Annotated in this window: 15 protein-coding genes; 7 read left to right on the plus strand and 8 right to left on the minus strand. The window is 63.0% G+C overall.

What is annotated here, in order from left to right; all coding sequences use genetic code 11:
- Nucleotides 1–148: 148 nt before the first annotated feature.
- Complete coding sequence (locus Q8Q83_RS00740) at nt 149–1042, plus strand: RluA family pseudouridine synthase (RefSeq protein ID WP_305620252.1); 894 nt, start codon at nt 149–151, stop codon at nt 1040–1042.
- Nucleotides 1043–1099: 57 nt separating this feature from the next.
- On the opposite strand, the gene Q8Q83_RS00745 is transcribed toward Q8Q83_RS00740, so the two are convergent.
- Genes Q8Q83_RS00745 through Q8Q83_RS00760 form a run of 4 tightly spaced genes read right to left on the minus strand, consistent with a single transcriptional unit; the run spans nt 1100 to nt 5640 of the window.
- Nucleotides 1100–1675 (minus strand): cob(I)yrinic acid a,c-diamide adenosyltransferase, encoded by a 576-nt coding sequence (locus Q8Q83_RS00745; RefSeq protein WP_305620254.1) that lies wholly within the window; start codon nt 1673–1675, stop codon nt 1100–1102.
- A 2-nt stretch (nt 1676–1677) separates the two neighbouring features.
- Complete coding sequence (locus Q8Q83_RS00750) at nt 1678–3702, minus strand: ATP-binding protein (RefSeq protein WP_305620256.1); 2025 nt, start codon at nt 3700–3702, stop codon at nt 1678–1680.
- Nucleotides 3703–3750: 48 nt separating this feature from the next.
- Nucleotides 3751–4662, minus strand: a complete 912-nt coding sequence (locus Q8Q83_RS00755) for a putative 2-dehydropantoate 2-reductase (protein WP_305620258.1) — start codon at nt 4660–4662, stop codon at nt 3751–3753.
- A gap of 12 nt (nt 4663–4674) precedes the next feature.
- Nucleotides 4675–5640: a response regulator gene (locus Q8Q83_RS00760; RefSeq protein WP_305620260.1), complete on the minus strand. Its 966-nt coding sequence runs from the start codon at nt 5638–5640 to the stop codon at nt 4675–4677.
- A gap of 150 nt (nt 5641–5790) precedes the next feature.
- Here Q8Q83_RS00760 and Q8Q83_RS00765 point away from each other — a divergent pair, with 150 nt between their 5' ends.
- Entirely contained in the window at nt 5791–6270 is a 480-nt protein-coding gene (locus Q8Q83_RS00765) for a YajQ family cyclic di-GMP-binding protein (protein ID WP_305620262.1), read from the plus strand.
- Between the two features lie 97 nt (nt 6271–6367).
- On the opposite strand, the gene Q8Q83_RS00770 is transcribed toward Q8Q83_RS00765, so the two are convergent.
- The 3 genes from Q8Q83_RS00770 to Q8Q83_RS00780 all read right to left on the minus strand — a co-directional run bounded on the left by Q8Q83_RS00770 (nt 6368) and on the right by Q8Q83_RS00780 (nt 9142).
- Nucleotides 6368–7084 carry a lipopolysaccharide kinase InaA family protein gene (locus Q8Q83_RS00770; RefSeq protein ID WP_305620264.1) on the minus strand — a complete coding sequence of 239 codons (717 nt, stop codon included), beginning with the start codon at nt 7082–7084 and terminating at the stop codon, nt 6368–6370.
- Between the two features lie 77 nt (nt 7085–7161).
- Nucleotides 7162–8706, minus strand: a complete 1545-nt coding sequence (locus Q8Q83_RS00775; protein ID WP_305620265.1) for an AmpG family muropeptide MFS transporter — start codon at nt 8704–8706, stop codon at nt 7162–7164.
- Nucleotides 8707–8749: 43 nt separating this feature from the next.
- Nucleotides 8750–9142, minus strand: a complete 393-nt coding sequence (locus Q8Q83_RS00780) for an MGMT family protein (protein WP_305620267.1) — start codon at nt 9140–9142, stop codon at nt 8750–8752.
- Between the two features lie 207 nt (nt 9143–9349).
- Between Q8Q83_RS00780 and Q8Q83_RS00785 the strand changes: the two genes are divergently transcribed.
- Nucleotides 9350–10354 carry a DUF481 domain-containing protein gene (locus tag Q8Q83_RS00785; protein ID WP_305620269.1) on the plus strand — a complete coding sequence of 335 codons (1005 nt, stop codon included), beginning with the start codon at nt 9350–9352 and terminating at the stop codon, nt 10352–10354.
- Nucleotides 10355–10533: 179 nt separating this feature from the next.
- Here the strand turns inward: Q8Q83_RS00785 and Q8Q83_RS00790 are convergent, their stop codons facing one another.
- Complete coding sequence (locus tag Q8Q83_RS00790) at nt 10534–11292, minus strand: SDR family oxidoreductase (protein WP_305620271.1); 759 nt, start codon at nt 11290–11292, stop codon at nt 10534–10536.
- Between the two features lie 94 nt (nt 11293–11386).
- Here Q8Q83_RS00790 and Q8Q83_RS00795 point away from each other — a divergent pair, with 94 nt between their 5' ends.
- The 4 genes from Q8Q83_RS00795 to Q8Q83_RS00810 form a co-directional block, all read left to right on the plus strand.
- Nucleotides 11387–12118 carry a HugZ family protein gene (locus Q8Q83_RS00795; RefSeq protein WP_305620273.1) on the plus strand — a complete coding sequence of 244 codons (732 nt, stop codon included), beginning with the start codon at nt 11387–11389 and terminating at the stop codon, nt 12116–12118.
- A gap of 158 nt (nt 12119–12276) precedes the next feature.
- Entirely contained in the window at nt 12277–12726 is a 450-nt protein-coding gene (locus Q8Q83_RS00800; protein WP_305620275.1) for an FxsA family protein, read from the plus strand.
- A 354-nt stretch (nt 12727–13080) separates the two neighbouring features.
- Nucleotides 13081–13374 carry a co-chaperone GroES gene (locus tag Q8Q83_RS00805; RefSeq protein ID WP_296132517.1) on the plus strand — a complete coding sequence of 98 codons (294 nt, stop codon included), beginning with the start codon at nt 13081–13083 and terminating at the stop codon, nt 13372–13374.
- A 57-nt stretch (nt 13375–13431) separates the two neighbouring features.
- On the plus strand, nt 13432–13669 hold a 238-nt coding region (locus Q8Q83_RS00810; RefSeq protein ID WP_305620280.1), incomplete at its 3' end, for a TCP-1/cpn60 chaperonin family protein.

Consider the following 13669-nt stretch of genomic DNA (forward strand, 5'->3'; position numbering starts at 1 on the left):
TAGCGAGCGACGGCTAGGCAAGGCGAAATCGGCCAAGGAAGCGGAGTGTACGAGTTGTACATGAGCATTCCGAGGGCGATTTCAACGCCGCATAGCCGAACGCAGTAGTTTTTCAACGGCCTGTTAAGCCCTAGTGTTGAGTCTGTGTATGTCCGTGCAAGCCCGTTCGCCGTCCAATATGCGTCCCAGTACCCTGCATTTACCCCAGGGCAATTGGTCGACTGTGCTCGATTGTCTGTGCGCGCATTTCCCGGCCATTGGCCGTGAGCTGTGGCTGGAGCGCATGGCCCGGGGCCGGGTGCTGGATGCCGCTGGTCAGCCTATTGCGGCGGATCAGGCTTATCGGGTCGGGCTTAAGGTGCACTATTTTCGCGAGGTGGCGGCCGAGACACCGATTCCCTTTGTCGAGACGATCTTGCATGTCGATGAGCACCTGCTGGTGGCCGACAAGCCGCATTTTCTGCCGGTGATGCCGGCCGGCGAATATGTCGAGCAAACCTTGCAGGCACGCCTGGCCAAGCGGCTGAGCAATGCCGACCTGGTGCCGCTGCACCGCATCGATAGGCACACGGCCGGGCTGGTGCTGTTCTCCACCAACCCGCAGAGCCGTGGCCAGTATCAGGCGTTATTCCGCGAGCGGCAGATGCATAAGCGCTACGAGGCCTTGGCGGCGGCCCTGCCGGGCTTGGACTTTCCCCTGCTGCGGCAGACCCGCCTGGCAGCCGGCGAGCCATTTTTTCGCATGCAGGAAGTCGCCGGTGTGGCCAATAGCGAAACCCGGATCGAAATAGCCCAGCAATTGGGCGGGCACTGGCTTTACCGGCTCTACCCTGTGACCGGCAAGAAGCATCAGCTGCGCGTGCACCTGGCGGCCCTGGGTGCGCCCATACTCAACGATCCCTTCTACCCCGAGGTCAGCGACGCGCCCGATGCTCCAGACGACTACAGTCGGCCGCTCAAGCTGCTGGCCCGGGGCCTGGCCTTTATCGACCCGCTGACCGGCGAGCCGCGCTGTTTCGAGAGCCAGCTCAGCCTGTTTTGATGCCGTAGCCCGGATGTAATCCGGGGATTCCCCTCCCGGATTACATCCGGGCTACGCCTATTGCTTCTCCGCCGCCTGCCAGAGCACTTCATTGGTCTGCTGGCGCTTGGCGATCAGCCGCGCGGCGACGAACAGCAGGTCGGACAGCCGATTGATATAGGCCAGGCCCACACTGCGCAGCGGCTCCACGGCATTCAGTTGCTGGCAGCGGCGTTCGGCGCTGCGTGCCAGGCTACGGCAGACGTGGGCCTGGGCGACCAGGCGCGATCCGCCGGGCAGGATAAAATTCTCCAGGGGGCCGACTTCCTCATTCCAACGGTCGATGGCCGCTTCCAGGCGCTCGACTTCGGGGCTTTGCAGGGCCTGGTAGTCCGGCATCGCCAGTTCACCGCCGAGGTCAAACAGACGATGCTGGCAGGGCGCGAGCACCTCGATCAGCTCGCAGAGGCCCGGCCATATGGCCTCCTGCTCCGCCAGGTCGGCCAGCAGCAAGCCGATCTGGCTGTTGAGGCTGTCCACCTCGCCCATGGCCTCCACCCGTGGATGGTCCTTGCTCACCCGGCGCCCATCGGCCAGGCCGGTTTCGCCGGCATCGCCGGTGCGGGTGTAAATCTTCGACAGTCGATAACCCATATTCAATGACCCGTGTCGGGGCTGGCCACAGTCAGCGGCAGGCGCAGGGTAAAGCAGGTGCCTTGGCCGCGCTTGGACTGCACTTCCATCTGCCCTTTGTGGTTGTTGGTGATGATGAAGTAGGACACCGACAGGCCTAGCCCTGTGCCCTGGCCGACTTCCTTGGTGGTGAAGAACGGCTCGAAGATGCGCTTGCGCACCGCCTCGGACATACCGACGCCGTTGTCTTCCACCTGGATCTCCGCCCAGGGCGCGGCCAGCCGGATGCGCAGGATGATCTGCCCGGGCGTGCTGGCGTCGGCGCGTTGGTGGATGGCTTGCGCGGCGTTTTTCAGCAGGTTGAGCAGCACCAGTTCCAGTTCGTTGGCGGTGCCGGGTACGGCCGGCAGGTCGGCCGCGAACTCGCGCATTATGTGCAGGCTCTTGAAGTCGAAGCTTTCCGTCAGGTCGAAGTCGTTGCCGGCGATTTCCAGCGCCTGGTCGATCAGCGCCGGCAGCTGGCAGGGCGCCAGCTGGCGGTCGCTGCGGCGACTGAAGTTGAGCATGTGGCTGACGATTTTCGCCGCGCGGCTGCCGGCCTGCTGGATGCCGTCGAGCAGGCGGGGGATTTCCCGGGCCTGCAGGTAACGGTCGATGGCCTGCAGGCAGACGCCGGCCTGTTCGGCCTGTTCGCGGTTCTTCTCCAGCTCCGGCGACAGCCGGCGGCGGATGTTCTGTACGTTGTGCAGTATGGCCCCCAGGGGGTTGTTGATCTCGTGGGCCATGCCGGCGGCCAGGCCGCCGACCGAGAGCATCTTCTCCGACTGCACCATCATCTCTTCCAGGCTCAGGCGCTGGGTGATGTCATCGATGCGGATCACCACGCCGCGCCCGGCGCTGGCGCTGCCGCTCAAGGGGTAGAAGGTCAGGGCGAAGTAGCGCGGTTCTTCATCGCTGCCCCAGGTGACTCGCTCGATCTTCTCCACCCGGTGCTGTTCCATGCTGCGCTTGAGCTGGGGCAGAAAGACCTTGAGCGGCGGGAAGGCGAGAAACACCGGCTGGTTCAACGCCTCGTCCAGACGCGTGCCGGAGAGGGCGCTGGCTTCCTGGTTCCACTGGGTGACATAGAGCTGTTCGTCGAGGGCGATCAGCGCCGAGGGCATGGAGTCGATGATGCTGTTGAGGTATTTCTGGAAGCCGGTGAGCTTCTTCTCGATCTTGCTGCGCACCTGCACTTCCAGTTCCAGCTTGCGGTTGGAGTGGCGGCTTTCTTCGGCCAGATGCTGGGCGTGGTCGAAGGCCGCCTGAGCATCGTCGCGGGCGCGCTTGAGTTGCTGTTCGCGGGCTTCGATGCGTACCAGCATGGTGTTGAAGGCATCGGCCAGGCTGCCGATTTCGTCGGCATTGCCGCGCCGCGCACGCAGGGCATAGTTTTCCTCGCGGGTGACCTGACGCGAGAGTTCCTCCAGACGGCGGATCGGACGGGTGATCAGGCGCCGCACCTGGCGCGAGACGATCAGCCAGAGCACCACGCTGAGCGCCAGAATCACCAGGCTGGCGGTCAGGGTGCCGGTATAGAAGATACCGGGCAGCTCGTTGGAGGCGACCAGCAGCAAGAAACCGGGGCGGCCGCTGCGCTGCGGCAGCTCGACCAGCTGGTTGATGCGAAATTCGCCATGGCGCCAGGAGTCGACCTGCTCGATATGCAGCGGCAGCTCTATCTGCTCGCCGCGTTGCAGCTGCGCCAGGCTCACGCCGTGGCTGTCGTAGATCACCGCCGCGCGCAGCGGCGCATAGTCATCCAGGCGCTTGAGCAGGGTCTCGGCGGCGCTGGCGGAGCTCAGCGCCTCACGGCTCAGCGCCGGGCTGGCGATCAGCCGGCCGAGGGTGTGCAGGGCCTGGGGCGCCACGCTCTCCTGGGAAATCCAGTAGGCCGCGCTGATAAACGCCAGGTTGGCCACCAGCAACACGGTGGCGAGCAAGGCCAGCAAGGCGGCCAGCAGTTTGCGGCCGACCGGGAGGTTTTCGAGGCGCTGACGCATGGACATGGGCGGCTGGGTCGCGGTGGCGGAAGTGCAGGCAGGTTAACGCGCGGCTCAATGGCTGGGCAATCCGCGTGCATGCAGGTGGCCCAGCAGGCGGCTATGCAGCGCCTGCAGATGGGGCAGCACCAGCCGATGGCGTTGCGCGGCCGCGCAGGCGTAGCCGAGCAAATAGGCGATCTCGGTGCGCCGGCCCTGGCTGACGTCCTGGTGCATGGAGGAGTAATTCGCCGCGGTGGCTTGAATCACCCGCTGCACCTCGCCATGCAGGTCCTCGGCGGCCAGGCTCTGGCCGCAGCTCTGCAACAGTTCGCCCAGTTCATTGCACAGGCTGGCCACCTCGGCCGGATGCTCGCGCAGGCCGCCGTTGCGGCAGTCGTAGAGCACCGTCAGCGGATTGATCGCGCAATTCAGCGCCAGCTTGCGCCATAGCCGGCTGAGGATATCCAGGCTCCAGTCATGCACTATGCCGCTGGACTTGAGCTCAGCCAGCCAGGTCGGCGGCTCGAGCTTCAGCGGGTCGCCCAGCCAGGTATGGCCATGGCCGGCAAATACCACCTGGAAATCCTTCTGGCGAAAGGCGCCTTCGGTGCTGGAGGCGTAGATGCAGCGCGCCTGGGGGACCAGGTTGGCGACCGCATCCTGGCTGCCCAGGCCATTCTGCAGCAGGACCAACTCGGCGCCCGCCGCCAGGCGTGGGGCCAGGCCGGCAATCGCCGCTTCGGCGTCATAGGCTTTGCAGGCCAGCAACAGGCGCCGAATGGGTTCTGGGTTGTCGAGGGTTTGCCCGGGGATGGCATACAGCCGCGCCTGGTCCTGCTCGACCAGGCACAGGCCGCCGGCCTCTTGGTAGGCCTGCAGGCGCTGCGGGTCGCGCAGTATCAGCTGCACCGGCACGCCGGCGCGGGCCAGGCGCACGGCCCACAGGCAGCCGAGGCTGCCGGCGCCGAGGATATGCCAGCTCATCGGTCCGACTGCTTAGCGCGGCAGCGGCAGGCGCAGGGCGGTGACCAGGCCGCTGCTGTAGGAGTCCGGCAGCAACCTGGCGGCATGCTCGATCAGGCGTTGCGGCGTGCAAGGCAGGCCTTTGCTGTCGAGGCCGATCAAACTGATACCGGCCTTGAGGCTGATAAAGCCTTCGCTGGTCTTGAAGGCCTTGAGGTTGATGCCTTCGTGCAGGCGCTTGAAGCTGCTGGGCGAGCACTCGTGGAGATCTTCGAGCATGGCGATCAGGCCGAAATGCACCTCGTCCAGGCGTACCACTATGTCCAGCGGCCGCACCAGTTGCTGCAGGCGACGGGCCACGCCGCTGAGCAGTTCGTTATAGAAGTCGTCGCCATACTGCTGGTGCAGTTCATGCACATCCTGCAAGCCGATCAGCAGGTAGCACAGCGCGCCGCCGCGGGATTCAACCTGGCGCAGGCTGTCGAGCATCTTCTGTTGCAGGTAGCGGTTATTGCCCAGGCCGGTGAGCGGGTCGACCAGATTGCGTTGTTCCAGGCTGGCGATATTGTCCGTCAGCAGGCGGTTCTCCTGCAGTAGGCGCTGCAGGGTGTTGCACAGCCGGTCGGCGGCGTAGATACGCGGTACCAGCTGTTCGTTCATCGCCGCTTTGCTGATGAAGTCGTCGACGCCGCTGTCGAAGGCTTCGCCGAGGACGTTTTCACCTTCCTTGCCGGTCAGCAGGATCACATAGGTGTAGTGGTGCGTCATCTCATCGAACTGGCGCACTTGCTCGGTGAGTTCCAGGCCGTTTATCTCGGGCATCAGCCAGTCGGCCAGGAGGACGCTGGCGGGGCGCTGCTCCAGCAGTTTGATGGCTTCGGCGGCGCTGCTGGCAAAACGTACATCCTGGTAGCCGGCCTGGCTCAGGGTCCGGCCGATCATGGCGCTGGAGAACTTGGCGTCATCCACGACCAGAATGCTCAGATGGGGGTTAGGCATGGGGCAGGCTCGCTGGGTAAATCACATGGGCCCGGGACATCGCCGGGCAGTGTTCGTAGCTACAGCTATATAATGGTCGGGTTTTTTAACCGTCAAGCCGTGCGTATCCCAACCGTGACCCGGGTTGCGCCGTTTACCAGGAGAGAATCCATGCCCTCGTTCGATGTGGTGTCCGAGCTGGACAAACATGAAGTCACCAACGCAGTCGACAATGCCATCAAAGAGCTGGAGCGGCGTTATGACCTGCGTGGTAAAGGAAGCTTTGAACTGAAAGAGCTAACTGTCAACCTGACGGCCGACGCGGATTTTCAGTTGGAGCAGATGGTCGAGATTCTCAAGCTCAGCCTGGTAAAGCGCAAGATCGATGTGCAGTGCCTGGAGTTCAAGGACGCCTACCCCTCGGGCAAGAGCGTCAAGCAGGAAGTGACTCTGCGCGAAGGCATCGAAAAAGAGCTGGCGAAGAAGATCGTCGCCCATATCAAGGACGGCAAACTCAAGGTGCAGGCCGCTATCCAGGGTGAGCAAGTGCGTATCACCGGCAAGAAGCGCGATGACCTGCAGGAGGCCATCGCCGCCCTGCGCGCCAAGGATTTCGGCATGCCGCTGCAGTACAACAACTTCCGCGATTGATGGGGCGCAGCTGGGGCTTGCCGCCAGTCCGGCGTGGCCAGCCGGCTAGTCGCACTAGAACCGCCACGGCTTGCCGTGGCGTTTTTTTCAGCGCCGGTTAGCCGCGCGTTGCGTTATACAGGCGCTTGAAGGACCGCCCCATGGCCACTTGGTAATAACCGATCAGGGTCTGCCAATCCGCCTGGCTCCAAGGCGAGTGGCGACGCAGTTGCAGCATGTCATGCAGGGCGGCCTGGTTGCTGGTCAGACGCCTGCGGCATTTCTCCAGATCGAGTAACGCCACCTCGGCGCGAGCGCTGTCGCCCTCGCCGCTGACCCGCACGAAGACGTGCTTGATATAGATACAGCCATGCTGCCAGCGTGCCTTGTGCAGGTGGGCCAGGCTGATGGCGACCTGCTGCAACAGTTGCTGATACAAGGCCTCGCCGGATTGTTCGCGGCTGTTGCTGGCATACCAGTCTTCGATGGGCGCGAAGCCCTCGAGCGCTTCGGTGACCAGCAGGGCGCGCCAGCCTTGCTGGCCTTGCTCGGCTGCGCAAAAGACTATCTCGGGTACTGTGACCCCGGCCTTGCGTGCACCCAGCAGGGCATCGCGCTCACGCAGCACGGTTGGGCGACCGAAAGGATGCAGCAGGCTGCGATAGATATGCCCGGTTTGCCGCTTGGCGTAGAGCAGGCGGCCGTCCTGGGTGATGCGCTGGACCCCGCTGAAGCCACCGCGCCTGTCGTTGGGCTCTTCCACCCATTCGCCTTGCAGCTGCCACCAGGCATCAAGGTCTGTGGGGGGGGAAATAGAATGCAATATCGCGGTCATGGATTGCCCTCTTACCTATATGCAGACCCCGAGTCAGTGCTGCTGACTTTCTATGGGGCACAGCACTGAACTTATTTTTATGGTTGTTCTGGTGTCGCTGCCGGGGCGGAGCCATTGGTCTGCGGGCGTTCGCGGCGCCATTGCAGAATGATCAGGACCAGGGTCGGCACACCCAGTAGGGCGGTGATCAGGAAGAACTCGGCATAGCCGAGCTTTTCCACCATCACCCCAGAGTAACCGCCGATCATTCGGGGCAGCAACAGCATGATAGAGCTGAGCAAGGCGTACTGGGTCGCGGAGAATTTCAGGTTGGTCAGGCTCGACAGGTAGGCGACGAACGCCGCCGTGGCCAGGCCGGCGCTGAAGTTGTCGGCGGAAATGGTCAGAATCAGCATCTGCAGGTCCGCGCCCATGCCGGCGAGTAGCAGAAACAGCAGGTTGGTCGCGGCCGAGGCGGCGCCGCCGATAAACAGGATCGGCAAGATGCCGAAGCGCACTATCAGCAGGCCGCCGACGCCGGCGCCAACCAGGGTCATGACCAGGCCGAACAGCTTGCTGACGCTGGCGATCTGGTCCTTGGTAAAGCCCTGGTCGATATAGAAGACGTTGGCCATCACCCCCATGACTGTGTCCGACATGCGATAGGTGGCGATCAGGCCCAGCAGCAGAAAGGCCTGCCAGCGGTAGCGCAGGATGAAGTCGTTGACCGGCGTCAGCACCGGGGCCAGGCCGCGGCGACCCATGGACGACAGGCACAGGCTGCTGAGGATGGTGTAGAGCAGGGCGCGCAGAAAGGCGCGGTCTTCCAGCAGCAGGTCGAGCAGGCTGGCTTCACCGCTGAGCAGGCTGGCGAAATCCGTGCGGTAGAACTGGGTGAACATCGCCGGCACTGAAATCAGCAGGACGATCAGCACCAGCACCGAGGCGATCTGGTGGCTGAAGCCGTAGCGGGCGGCGGCCAGCTGGGTTTTCAGTGGCACCGACGGCTCGCGCATCCACAGGCTGGTCAACAGGCCTGGCAGCATCAACAGGGCGAAGACCAGGTAGGTGCCGGCCCAGGCGCCGTGCTGGTAGAACTGCACGGTGGAGCCAAAACCTTCGGCGAAATACAGCGCGCCAGCGGTGGCCAGCAGCGCGGCCACCCGGTAACCGGCCATATAGCTGGCGGCCAAGGCGGCCTGGCGGGTGTCTTCGACTATCTCCAGGCGGTAGGCATCGACGGCGATATCCTGGGTGGCGGAGGCGAAGGCCACCAGCACCGCCAGGGAAATCAACCAGGTCAGATGGGTTTGCGGGTCGCACAGCGCCATGCCGGCCAGGCCGATGGCGATCAGGATCTGCGCCAGCACCAGCCAGGAGCGGCGGCGCCCCAGGCCGCCCAGCAGTGGCAGGCGCCACTGGTCGAGCAGCGGCGACCAGACCCATTTGAAGGCGTAGGCCAGGCCGATCAGGCTGGCGAAACCTATGGTGTCGCGCGCCACGCCGGCTTCGCGCAACCAGACCGACAGGGTGGAGAACACCAGCATATAGGGCAGGCCGGCGGCGAACCCGAGGAGCAGCAGCACCAGGGTGGCGGGGCTGGAGTAGGCGGCAATGGCATCGCGCCAGCTTTTACGGGGCATTGAGCGGGTATCAGCCTGAGTTTGACCTAATAAAGGGCGCACTCTAACCGCTGTGCTCCATCGGGCGCCAGCCGTACCGTCGGATATCCACACGATCGTTATGGATGGCTATGCCTTCGGCGCCTAAGCGCGCCCGTTGCTCGTCGCCCGAGGGGGTGTGGGCCGGCAGGCTGAGCCGGCCGTTGGCGGCGATAATCCGGTGCCAGGGCAGGCTGCTGCCCGTGGGCAGCTGGCTTAGGCTGCGGCCCACCCAGCGCGCGGCGCGGCCGAGGCCGGCCAGTTCCGCCAACTGGCCGTAACTGAGCACCTTGCCCGCCGGTACCTGCGCCAGCGTTATATAGAGCGCTTCGCGGCGTGCGGCCTGGCTCTCCTCGGGTGGGGACGGCGCGGCCTCCGTGTCATCCGGCGCGGATGGGGGCTGTTGGCGAGTGATCATCTGGCGCGTCTCCCTGCTTGGCGGCCCGTTGCACCTGTCGCGGCGCTGCACGCGCCATTATCAGCGTGCAGCGAGGTCGCGTCATCTGCTGGCAGCGGCCGGGACGGCAGGAACTCGCGGCCATTCTGTCGGTCTGTGCTTGTTCTGCTGCCGCGCTTGCGGATAATGCGCGGCCCTCTGCGAACCTGAGATGCTCAAGCTCCCCTTATGTTTTCCAAGACCCTGCTGTGCCTGGCCCTGTCCCTTGCCGCTACGCCGCTGCTGGCGGATACCGTTTGGTTGAAGAATGGTGATCGCCTGAGCGGCACTATCAAGTTCTATGACGGCGGCAAACTGCTGCTGCAGACCGATTACGGCGGCGCCATCGCCCTGGATTGGAACCAGATCGTCACCCTGGATAGCGACCAGGAGCTGCTGATCAAGGAAAGCGCGACAGTCGGCGAGCGGACCAAGTCGTTGCACGCCGCCGAGCCTGGCAAGGTGATAGTGGCCAATGGCGAGGCACCCAAGACCATCGAGTTGGCCAGTATCCAGCAGATTCTCAAGCCCAAGCCGCTGGTGGAAGACTTGACGTTGAAGGGCAATATCGACGCCGCGCTGGATTACAAGCGGGCCGAACGCGATACCGACAATTACGATATCGACCTCAAGAGCGAGGCGCGCCACGGCCTGTGGCGACACAACGCGCAAGCCGGCTACAACCGCGAGTTCCAGGACGACCTGGTGACCACGGATCATTGGAATGCCGAATATGCCCTCGACCGTTTCTTCGATAAGCATTGGTTCTGGCAGGGGCGCCTCGAGTACAAGCGCGACCGGGTCGAAGACCTGCGGCGCCAGCGTACCCTCGGTACGGGGCCGGGTTACCAGTTCTGGGACAACGAGCTGGGGGCCTTCTCCATGGCCGGTCTGCTTAACCGCAGCGACTACGAATATGCCAATGGCGCGAGCGATAACTTTTACGCGCTAAGCACCAAGTGGGCCTACAACCGCTACCTGGTCGGCAAGAGCGTCGAGTTGTTCAGCGATGGCGAGGTGGGCAAGCCCCTGGCCAATGTCGCCGATTACACCCTGGATGCCGCCGTAGGGCTGCGCTACAAGCTGACCGATTGGGCCTCGCTGAATATGAAGGCGGAGAAGGACCTGGTCAGCGGTTCCGAGGGCGAACTGGACGAAACCCACTACAGCCTGGGGTTTGGCGTTGGTTGGTAAGCCGCACCCACATAAAGAAGCCCCGCATGCGGGGCTTCTTTCTTTCAGCATTCTCGATCTCGCGAGCTAGAGCCAGGCAAGGCGAAAACGACCGAGGGCGCGGAGTTTACGGGTTGTAAATGAGCAGCCCGAGGTCGTTTTCAACGCAGGATGGCCGACGCGCAGCAGATCGATGCGGATCAGAGGCGCAGGCCACCGTCCAGCTCCAGGATACGACCGGTGTAATAGTCGTTTTCCAGGATATAGGCCACCGAGTGAGCGATCTCGGCCGGTTTGCCCATACGCCGCAGCGGGATGCCGGAAGTCATTTTCTCCAGGGCTTCGGGCTTCATGCTGGCGACCATCTCGGTCTCGATAAAGCCCGGTGCCACGCCGGCGACACGGATGCCGTAGCGCGCCAGTTCCTTGGCCCAGACCACGGTGTCGGCGGCGACGCCGGCCTTGGCCGCGGAGTAGTTGGCCTGGCCGATATTGCCGGCGCGGGAGATCGAGGAGATGTTGATGATCGCCCCTTCGCTCTTCAGCTCGATCATCTTCGCCGCCACTTCGCGGGTGCAGAGGAACACGCCGGTCAGGTTGACGTCGATCACCGCCTGCCACTGGGCCAGGCTCAGCTTGGTGATTTCGCCGTCCTTGACCTTGATGGTCAGGCCATCGCGCAGGATCCCGGCGTTGTTCACCAGGCCGTTGATCGCACCGAAGTCGTCGGCAATCTGCGCCACGGTCTGGATCACCTGTTCTTCATTGGCGACGTTGCACAGGTAGGAACGTGCTTCCACGCCCTGGGCCTGGCAGGCGGCCACGGTTTCATCGAGTTTTTCCTGGTTCAGGTCGACCAGGGCCAGCTTGGCCCCTTTGTCCGCCAGGTACTCGGCCATGGCGCGGCCCAGACCCTGACAGCCGCCCGTGATGATGATGACTTTATCTTTAAGCTGCATCGCGAATCCCCTCAAATGGTGTCGTGTGACCTCGCTGGCGCGGTAACCTAGGCGCCTGTCCGTTAGTGACGGATTCTAAGCAAGGAGTCATAAGGTGAGCGTGAAAGCCGGCAAGCATGCCCGAGAATTGCTGCTCAAGGAATACCGCGGGGTGCTCTCCACCCATTCGCAAGCCATGCCGGGCTTTCCTTTCGGATCAGTGGTGCCCTACTGCCTGGATGCCCAGGGCTGGCCGCTGATTCTGATCAGCCGTATCGCCCAGCACACCCATAACCTCAAGCAGGACGGCAAATGCTCACTGTTGGTCGGCGAGCGCGGCGCCGAGGATGTGCAGGCCGTCGGTCGCCTTACTCTGCTCGCGCAAGCGCGACAATTGTGTGACGAAGCGCAGATCGAGGCCGCTGCGGCGCGTTATTACCGCTATTTCCCCGGTTCGCAGAATCACCACCTTGTGCATGACTTCGATTTTTGGCGGCTGGAGCCGGTGCGTTGGCGCTATATCGGCGGTTTTGGCGCCATTCACTGGCTGGACGCAGTGGCGCTGGCCAATCCCTTTGCCGGCGAGAGCGAAGCCAGCATGCTCGAGCATATGAACAGCGACCATGCCAGCGCCATCGCCCATTATGTCGAACTGGCGGGCCTGCCAACTCATGCCCCGGCCGAGCTGGTCGGCATCGACAGCGAAGGTTTCCACCTGCGTATCGGCCAGGGCCTGCATTGGCTGGCCTTCCCCACATCCTGTAACAGTCCTGTCGAGGTGCGGCAGGCCTTGGTGCAGCTGGCGCGAGCGTCTGAGTGGCCGACCGGCGGTGCCGTTTCAGCTTGAATTCAGCGCAATACCCCATATTTCCCTCTTATTGGAAGCTGTTCTTCCGCTGTCGGGCATGCCCGCCCCCTCATCCGGCGCTATACGCCACCTTCTCCCGTAGGGAGAAGGGCATAAGGAAGGCGTCGCTACGCGACTTTCACCCGAAGGAACCTTTGATGCGTGCTTTTCTGTTTATGTTTTTACTGTTTCCCATTATCGAGCTGGCCTTGCTGATCCAAGTCGGCAGCGCCATTGGCCTGTTGCCCACCCTGTTGTTGGTGATAGGCACCGCAATACTCGGCAGCATCTTGCTGCGCGTGGCCGGTGTGGCCACCGCCTGGCGGGCCCGCGAGCGCCTGGCTCGGGGCGAATTGCCCGAGCAGGAGATGCTCGAGGGCCTGCTGATCGCCGTCGGTGGTGGCCTGTTGCTGCTGCCGGGCTTTATCAGCGATATCTTCGGTCTGTTCTGCCTGATCCCCTTCACCCGCCGTTTGCTGGTCAATAAGGTGCGTCTGCGCGCGGCCGAGCAGGCCATGCGCCAGCGGGCGTTTTTCGATGATCAGGCCGCCAGCTCAGGACAAGCCCGGCCCCAGGTGCTGGAAGGCGAGTACGAGCGCCGCGACTGACTCGCGGCTCGCAAAAATCCCTGGCACTCATTTTTAACGTTGCACAGCAACGGCCCGCCGGGTGGCTACCACGCATGGCAGGCCATAAAAAATGACCTGGAGTCATTTTTAACGTCGCGCAGCGACGGCCCGCAGGGTGGCCGCCATGGATGGCAGGCCATAAAAAAATCAACGGCTACCCTTGAAATCGTCTTGTTCGCCCTTATGTACCGGTCACCGCAAGGTTTTCTGTCGGTTTCGGCAGATCAGACTTCAGCGTTGTGCCTGGCACAACGCTACCGGCTCCGCCGGACTTTGCTAACCCGCCGGTGAAAACGCCGGCCGCTGTAAACCACCTATTGGGAGAGATCGACAATGAAGCTTCGTCCTCTGCATGACCGCGTCGTAATCCGTCGCAGCGAAGAAGAAAAGAAAACTGCGGGTGGCATCGTGCTGCCGGGTTCGGCTGCCGAAAAAGCCAACAGCGGTGAAATCCTCGCTGTAGGTACCGGCCGCGTGCTGGACAACGGCGAAGTGCGTGCCCTGGCCGTTAAAGTCGGTGACAAAGTGGTGTTCGGCCCTTACTCCGGCAGCAACACCGTCAAGGTTGACGGCGAAGACCTGCTGGTGATGAGCGAAAGCGAAATCCTGGCTGTGGTTGAAGGCTGATTGCAGCGCCTCGTTACTACGAATTGCGTTTATCGAACGAATTAAGGAATAACCATCATGGCTGCTAAAGAAGTTAAATTCGGCGACTCCGCCCGTAAGAAAATGCTCGCCGGTGTGAACGTCCTGGCTGACGCAGTTAAAGCCACCCTCGGCCCGAAAGGCCGTAACGTGATCATCGAGAAGAGCTACGGCGCTCCGACCATCACCAAGGACGGCGTGTCCGTTGCCAAAGAAATCGAGCTGAAAGATCGCTTCGAGAACATGGGCGCCCAGCTGGTTAACGACGGGGCTTCGC

This window comes from Pseudomonas sp., assembly GCF_030696055.1.
GTDB lineage: Bacteria > Pseudomonadota > Gammaproteobacteria > Pseudomonadales > Pseudomonadaceae > Aquipseudomonas.

Excerpts from the sequence above, each read along its gene's own strand:
- Q8Q83_RS00740 (WP_305620252.1), top strand. The coding sequence starts at position 149 with ATGTCCGTGCAAGCCCGTTCGCCGTCCAATATGCGTCCCAGTACCCTG.
- Q8Q83_RS00745 (WP_305620254.1), bottom strand. The coding sequence starts at position 1,675 with ATGGGTTATCGACTGTCGAAGATTTACACCCGCACCGGCGATGCCGGC.
- Q8Q83_RS00750 (WP_305620256.1), bottom strand. The coding sequence starts at position 3,702 with ATGTCCATGCGTCAGCGCCTCGAAAACCTCCCGGTCGGCCGCAAACTG.
- Q8Q83_RS00755 (WP_305620258.1), bottom strand. The coding sequence starts at position 4,662 with ATGAGCTGGCATATCCTCGGCGCCGGCAGCCTCGGCTGCCTGTGGGCC.
- Q8Q83_RS00760 (WP_305620260.1), bottom strand. The coding sequence starts at position 5,640 with ATGCCTAACCCCCATCTGAGCATTCTGGTCGTGGATGACGCCAAGTTC.
- Q8Q83_RS00765 (WP_305620262.1), top strand. The coding sequence starts at position 5,791 with ATGCCCTCGTTCGATGTGGTGTCCGAGCTGGACAAACATGAAGTCACC.
- Q8Q83_RS00770 (WP_305620264.1), bottom strand. The coding sequence starts at position 7,084 with ATGACCGCGATATTGCATTCTATTTCCCCCCCCACAGACCTTGATGCC.
- Q8Q83_RS00775 (WP_305620265.1), bottom strand. The coding sequence starts at position 8,706 with ATGCCCCGTAAAAGCTGGCGCGATGCCATTGCCGCCTACTCCAGCCCC.
- Q8Q83_RS00780 (WP_305620267.1), bottom strand. The coding sequence starts at position 9,142 with ATGATCACTCGCCAACAGCCCCCATCCGCGCCGGATGACACGGAGGCC.
- Q8Q83_RS00785 (WP_305620269.1), top strand. The coding sequence starts at position 9,350 with ATGTTTTCCAAGACCCTGCTGTGCCTGGCCCTGTCCCTTGCCGCTACG.
- Q8Q83_RS00790 (WP_305620271.1), bottom strand. The coding sequence starts at position 11,292 with ATGCAGCTTAAAGATAAAGTCATCATCATCACGGGCGGCTGTCAGGGT.
- Q8Q83_RS00800 (WP_305620275.1), top strand. The coding sequence starts at position 12,277 with ATGCGTGCTTTTCTGTTTATGTTTTTACTGTTTCCCATTATCGAGCTG.
- Q8Q83_RS00805 (WP_296132517.1), top strand. The coding sequence starts at position 13,081 with ATGAAGCTTCGTCCTCTGCATGACCGCGTCGTAATCCGTCGCAGCGAA.